Genomic DNA, 6,244 nt, shown 5'->3' on the forward strand with positions numbered 1-6,244 from the left:
AAGAGCCCGAAAGCATCGTTCGCGAACAACCACATACGCCTGTATGCTTCCGCTTTGATTCAACCACCTCCACCCAATTGGCAACCGTCCTTTCCCGTGCGCAATATCAGCTATGGGCGAAGTGCTTATAGGGGCGGCGATTTTTGCTTGTCTGGCCGGGGCGTCGCTGGTCAGCCTGATGGTGCATGAGCGCTTCCCTGCTCACCACCTTGGCGACGATACCAGCGCGGTGGTGCGGCTCGCCGCGAACCTCTTCATGGTGATGTCCTCGCTGGTCCTCGGCCTGATGATCAACTCGGCCAAGAACACGTTCGAATCCATCAACGTCAACGTCCACACCTTCGCCACCGATCTCATTCTGCTCGACAGAACGCTCCGACGCTATGGACCGGAGGCGGACGGCGCCCGGCAATCGCTCACCGCCTATGTGCAGCGCGTCGTCGATACCTCGACCGCCGACAGCGACACGACGGTCGTCCCGAACAGGCTGTCGGAACTGCTGCTCAATCAGGTCGGCGATATCGTGGGCGGATTGACCCCTGCGAATGCCAAGCAGACCGCCGCGCAACAGGCGGCGACACAGCAGCTGCAGAAGGTGATCGCGCAGCGCTGGATTCTGGCCGAGCAGTCCGAGGGTGCCATCCCCGCGCCGCTGATCGCGCTGCTCGTTGCCTGGCTGACGCTGATCTTCGCCAGCTTCGGCTTCCGAGCACCGTGCAATGGAACCATCATCTTCACGTGCCTCGTGTCCGGGGCGCTGGTGGCCGCGGCAATCTATCTGATCATCGACATGGACAGCCCCTTCTCCGGCCCGATCCAGGTCTCGCCGGCGCCCCTGCAGAGGGCGCTGGCGGAACTGACGCAGTGAAGGTCAGGCACGACCGAACATCTCGATCAAAAGCTTCGCCGCCACCGCCGCGCCGTCGGCGCGGACCGAACGGGCAACCTCGCTCGCACGGATGCGGGTTTCGGGCGCCAGCGCCGTCTCCATCGCCGCCGACAATGACCCCGCTGTCGGAACCGGCCCGTCATGAGCTGCGCCGATGCCGAGCTCGGCCACCCGCCGCGCCCAGTACGGCTGGTCGCCGATCTGCGGCACCACCAGTTGCGGCGCTCCTGCCCGCGCGGCGGCGACGGTCGTTCCGGCACCGCCGTGATGCATGACGGCGGCGACGCGGCGGAACAGCGCCTGCTGGTTGACATCGCCGACGGCGAAGCAATCGTCCCGGTCGTCGGTAAGGCCAAGCTCGGCCCAGCCACGCGCGATCACCGTGCGCCGGCCCTTGGCGCGGACCGCCTCGATGGCCGCACGGCCGACCTCCTTGGCCACGGCAATGGAGCCGAAGCCGACATAGACCGGAGGCGGGCCGGCTTCGAGGAATGCCTCCAGCCCGTCAGGCAGCGGCCGCTCGTCGGCCAGGATCCAGGCGCCGGTCTGCCTGGCATCGGTCAGGTCCGAAGGCAGCCACGGCCCGAGCGCTGGGTCGCAGGCGAGCAGGACCGGATCGCCGTAGACATAATCGCGGACATTTTCCACCGCAGGCAATCCGAGCGACGCGCGCCAGCTGTTGATCGCTTGGCCGAACAGCGCGTTCTTGGTCGCGATATCCGTCTCCCACAGCAGCCGGTTGTCGGTCACCCCGGCTGGAAGCGGATGTCCCGGATATTCATGCGGCCGGTTGTGCGCCGACGGCAGCCATATCGGACAGAAGGTGGCAAGGATGTAGCGCATGTGCCGCTGCCCGGCGACCAGCCGCGCGGCGGCACAGGACGGAAACAGGCCGCAGGCCACCACGGCAGCGCAGCCTTCGGCGGCCGCCATGAGCGTATCGTATTGCCTGGCGAGGATCTCGGCCGCCTGGCCGGAGATCAGCGCGGCCACGTCCTTCGGCGATTCCGATGCCCTGCGCCGCGTCATCTCCTTTACCCATTCGCGCACCGGTGCGAAGGCCGGCACCAACTCCACACCGGCACGGGCGCACAGCGCTGCAAATTCTTCATCGCCGGGGACACTCACCCGCACCTCGGCGCCGAGCGCCTGCAGTCGCTCGCCCAGCGCCACCACCGGCTCGACATCGCCGCGCGAACCGTAAGTCGACAGTAAAATCCGCATGCAAACTCCCTTTCCTAAACTGAGGTCAAGGGCAGCGTACATACGGCATTGCCGGGGGCTTGCCGCAAGCCCGGGCTGCGCCATATATGCTTTCTGGGAGAGGGAGTTCTCCCTTTCCTCATCCGCAATTCGATGGAACCGGTCACTGCCGCTGTTGCAAGAGACGTGGCGAAGACATCAAGCGCGTGCGTCGACCGCGCCGCGCGTCAACGGCGGTAAAGACCGCAAACCGTCAAGAGATCAAAGGCAGCCTACCGGCAACAAGCTGCTGCCGGCATAGTGGCGGGCGGGGTCAGCCCTGGCGGCCTTCCTGGGCGACCTGGGTGGGCGACCCGTTCAGGCGCGGCACAACGACCAGGCGCTTGATCTTCCCCTTCTTGAAGGCAGAGAGGAAGCGGCCATAATCCTTGAAGGCCACGCAGCCGCTGGATTGGGCTGGGGCGCCGCGCAGCAGATAGGTATGGGCGAGCAGACCGTTGCGGTTATATTTGTTCCTGCCGCTGGTCGGCGTCAGCCGGATGGCCTCGACGCCGTGGAAGCGCGATTCACGCAGCGACAGATTGTAGGTGTCGGGCGGCGTCGGGCCGGAATTCTTGCGGTTGGCGAAGCGCGGCTGGTCGGCCATGGCGCCCTTCCCCGAATGCGCCTCCAGCTTGGAGCCATCGGGCATGTAGACCGTCGCCGTCGAGATGTCATAGACGGCGACGCCATTGCCCGTCGAAGGACTGTTGAACAGACCCCTGAAGGCGTTGCCGAGACCGCCGCGCTCGGGCGTGTCCGGCTTGGCGTAGGCGAGCATCTCGGAGGCTTGCGCCTTGCTGCGCTTGGCCGGCGCGGCCTCAATCGGCTTCGCACCCTGCACACCCGGAAGCGCCTGGTCGGAGCTCCTCAGCGAGCGCGGCGTCTGCGCACCGTCGGCGGAGTCGACAACGGTCGGCTGCGGCTTGGCCGGCTGCGGTTTGGCCGGCTCCGGTTTGGCAATTTGGGGCCTTGCCGCCTGGCTTGCCTGCGGCTTGGCCGGTTCCGGCTTCCTCGCGGCATTCTGTTCAGGCGCTTCCGTCGCGCGCTCGAGGGCGGTGCGCGGCCTCAAACCAGGCACTGCGATGCTGTCGGGCAAACCATCCTGCGGCGGCAGCGAAGCGACCTGCACTTCAGCTTGTCCGTCGTCGCCGGAAGCGCCGGCCGTCGTCTCAGGCGCGTCGCCGCTGGCGAGCGCGACGGCGGTCGGCACGTCGACCGTCTCTTCGGGCATGACATTGGCAAGCGCCAGCGCCAGTTCGGACGCGCGCTGAATGTCGACCTGATTTCCGCCAAAGCGTGAATCGGCCGGGCCGCTCAAGGTCAGCCCACTCCGGGCCGAACCGCTGTCGGCCGCGCCGCCGAAGCGGCTTGCCGACGGCAAGCTCGCCAGCAGGACCGGAGCGTTCTCGGCGCGCCGGAAGGCATCGGCCAGTTTCTGCGGCGAAAGCCCGGCGCGCTTGATGACGCTGTCGAAACGGTCGGCGACGTCCGCGGCGGAAGCCGCGACAACCTTCTCATGCGATACGCTATCGGGTGCCGGATTCAGCCGCGCGGCCTTGCCGTCATGCACCAAGCTGGAGGGGTTTGGCGTGGAGCTCGCAAAGCTGGCTGCGAGCCTGAGGCAGCCGGCATCGCAGCCGCGGGTGAGCGAGCCCGTCTTGTGCGCGCCGTTCGCGGCAAGGCGCGGCGCCCAGGCGTTCGCGACCTTGCGGCGCTGGTCGCCAAGCACGATGCTGCGCGGCGCAAGCAGGCTCTGCGGCAATCCGTTGGAGGCGGCGGTGAGCGAGGTACTCACGGAATAGAGGCCGGCCATGGTCGCGACCGACCACAGGGCCAGGGCAGCACCGACAGCAGGCACCACAACCCAACGATGACCACCAGATTTCTTCGAAGTTGCCCCCTCTTCAGGAGCGTCACCCCGGTTCTTCAAACGCAAAAACGCCATACGACCACTCTCAATCGGCATGCCGGTTTGCGGACCTGGCACCCGTCACGATCACAGTTCGCCTGGTGCCCCCTGCACCTTCACGCGTCTGTTGCCGATTGATTCAAAAGATGGACAAAGATGGTTAACCAATCCCTCCACCAATCGCCATTGTGGCGACGGTCCATACGAAAAAAGAGCCCTCCATGGTCTGCGCCACGGTAAAAATGCTCTCCCTCAGCCGCTTTGCTGCCCGTTTTTGCGGACCGAGTCAAGCAAGCGCGAAGGTTCTACCCTTTCGGGCGATCGCCAGCTAAGAACGGATTGAGGTTAAAAAACGGCAGGAAGAGCCTGGCGCGACCAGCTGCGGCATCTCTTCCAGGGCGGCAGATCGCAACGTCAACCCCGATGCGGGAAGACAGCCTTCGCCGCGCCAGACAATCAAGGACGGAGCTGTCGAGCCGGATTGCGTTGCGACGGTGCGGTGCGGCGCTCCGCAAGCGATTGCAACAACTCCGCTTCGGCGCTGAAGCCGTTTTGGAAGGCTTCGAGCACGTCGGAGGCAAGCTGTTCTCTTTCGCCCCCGTCTTTTAACGCCAGACGGCGATCGTTGCACAACTGATCGAATACTTTCTGGAGGAGCTCCAGCTCGACTGGCGTGAATATTCCGCTGTGTTTGGTGAAAGCCATGACGCCTCCCTCCCCCCTTAGATGGGCGAAAGCGCGATCTACTCTTTCAAGCGTCCGTGTGCCTCGTCTGGGTGCGGACGACAAGGCATCCTACACCTTTCCGGCCGGCCTATCGATTCCGTCGTAGTCGTAGATCGGACCGTTCAAGCTGAACCGCTTCCGTCGGCCAACGTCGCGAGGCGCCTATGAGCTGTTCAACCTCTGAATCGCTTCCCCAATCCAACTGATTGTTCTTACACAGCTTCCAGCGAAATCCTGGAGCTGCTTCAATCACCGGAAAAACGGGCGCATTCAGCGCATTTGGTCCGGATCGTCGGCAACGCCGACGTGATGCCGATAGACCATTCCCCAACCCTTCCAGCCGGTGAACAGAAGGATGAGGACAACGATCAGCGACAGGACAAGGCCAACCGGCACTACCGCTGCCTCCGCGTCGGCATATCGCGAGTACCAGTTGTAAAGTTCGATGAGAACGACGACCACGTTGCCGCCGGCGTGAAGCCATGCGTCCTGGAGATTGCGAATCTGGGTGTCGCCGAGGACATCGGTCAAGCCGGCAAGAGCCGCCAGCACGGCCATGATCAGACCGGCCCCCAGCAGCCAGAGCGTAGCGGTGACCCAGCCCGGATTACCGGTTCGCCAGAAGATAAGGTCGCAAACGAAGGTCGCGACGAAGAAGGCGATCGGGAACGGTATCAGCATTGCATGAACAGGATGGCCGGCAATGCTTGCCGTGCTGTGCGGATTGCGAGGGATCGTGTGCTGGACCATCGTAGGGCCTCCTCGAGGCGTGGCGAGCGCCGCCCTCAGGCCACATCACAACGCATCAGGGGCTCGGCGGCAGAAAGCCGGATATATGCAAACTCCGGTTGAGCCGGAATGTTCCATAACCCGACTGCGCTGCGCGGGACGGAATTCACGCACCGCTATAGGCGCGTATGCCAGTGTGGGCTCGACTCGAAAGCGAGCTGAACGATTGTGTGCTGGTCGCGCGCGATCGAACTGCGGGTGAGGGCAAGGTCCCGACGATCCGCAGCGCTTCCTGGCGCACGCCGGAACTGGAGCAGCAACGGATTACGCCACTTCGGTGATTGCGGACAGGCACGGCAGCGCTGAGGTCGCCGCCAAAATTCAGTCGACATCATCGTGGCTGAACTCTAGGCCAACCTATCGGGCCAGGCGCGCATCGGCCAAACCGGGGACAGGTTTCGTCTTGCCGCTGAGCCGCGCTCCAAAGGTGAGCGTGCGTGGAAAATTGCGGACGACTGCCTCCATCAACGCGGCGCCGCCGGGGCCGAGGGCTAGCCGAGCCAGCGCTTCGGCGGCTAGGACCCGCGTGGAGAATAATCTTCGCCAGACCGCCTCGTAGCGTTTGCCGGCCGCTTTCCCGGCCCCCCCCCCCCCGCCCCCCCCCCCCCCGGGGGGGGGCCCCCCCCCCCCCCGGGGGCACGCCCCCAGGATAACCCCCGCGGGAAAAGCCGTGGGCGCCGCCCGGG

The 6,244-nt window shown here is 65.1% G+C and carries 5 protein-coding genes; 1 reads left to right on the forward strand and 4 read right to left on the reverse strand.

Going from position 1 to position 6,244, the window contains the following annotated elements; all coding sequences use genetic code 11:
• The first annotated feature begins 112 nt into the window (after positions 1 to 112).
• The gene (locus CK215_RS21075; RefSeq protein ID WP_095832030.1) at positions 113 to 868 is read left to right on the forward strand and encodes a DUF4239 domain-containing protein; all 756 of its coding nucleotides are present in this window, start codon (positions 113 to 115) and stop codon (positions 866 to 868) included.
• 3 nt (positions 869 to 871) lie between these two features.
• Here the strand turns inward: CK215_RS21075 and CK215_RS21080 are convergent, their stop codons facing one another.
• The 4 genes from CK215_RS21080 to CK215_RS21095 all read right to left on the reverse strand — a co-directional run bounded on the left by CK215_RS21080 (position 872) and on the right by CK215_RS21095 (position 5,519).
• Positions 872 to 2,113, reverse strand: a complete 1,242-nt coding sequence (locus CK215_RS21080; RefSeq protein ID WP_095832031.1) for a glycosyltransferase — start codon at positions 2,111 to 2,113, stop codon at positions 872 to 874.
• 292 nt (positions 2,114 to 2,405) lie between these two features.
• Entirely contained in the window at positions 2,406 to 4,079 is a 1,674-nt protein-coding gene (locus tag CK215_RS21085) for a DUF2778 domain-containing protein (protein ID WP_095832032.1), read from the reverse strand.
• A gap of 420 nt (positions 4,080 to 4,499) precedes the next feature.
• The gene (locus tag CK215_RS31625; protein ID WP_210201679.1) at positions 4,500 to 4,748 is read right to left on the reverse strand and encodes a hypothetical protein; all 249 of its coding nucleotides are present in this window, start codon (positions 4,746 to 4,748) and stop codon (positions 4,500 to 4,502) included.
• 291 nt (positions 4,749 to 5,039) lie between these two features.
• A complete protein-coding gene (locus tag CK215_RS21095) occupies positions 5,040 to 5,519 on the reverse strand; it encodes a DUF2231 domain-containing protein (protein ID WP_164747617.1) in 480 nt (159 codons plus the stop codon).
• Positions 5,520 to 6,244: the final 725 nt, after the last annotated feature.

The organism is Mesorhizobium sp. WSM3864 (assembly GCF_002294955.1).
In the GTDB taxonomy this organism is placed as follows: Bacteria; Pseudomonadota; Alphaproteobacteria; order Rhizobiales; family Rhizobiaceae; genus Mesorhizobium.

Bases quoted from the DNA above. Each gene is read 5' to 3' on its own strand.
- CK215_RS21075 (WP_095832030.1), top strand. From the start codon at position 113: ATGGGCGAAGTGCTTATAGGGGCGGCGATTTTTGCTTGTCTGGCCGGG.
- CK215_RS21080 (WP_095832031.1), bottom strand. From the start codon at position 2,113: ATGCGGATTTTACTGTCGACTTACGGTTCGCGCGGCGATGTCGAGCCG.
- CK215_RS21085 (WP_095832032.1), bottom strand. From the start codon at position 4,079: ATGGCGTTTTTGCGTTTGAAGAACCGGGGTGACGCTCCTGAAGAGGGG.
- CK215_RS31625 (WP_210201679.1), bottom strand. From the start codon at position 4,748: ATGGCTTTCACCAAACACAGCGGAATATTCACGCCAGTCGAGCTGGAG.
- CK215_RS21095 (WP_164747617.1), bottom strand. From the start codon at position 5,519: ATGGTCCAGCACACGATCCCTCGCAATCCGCACAGCACGGCAAGCATT.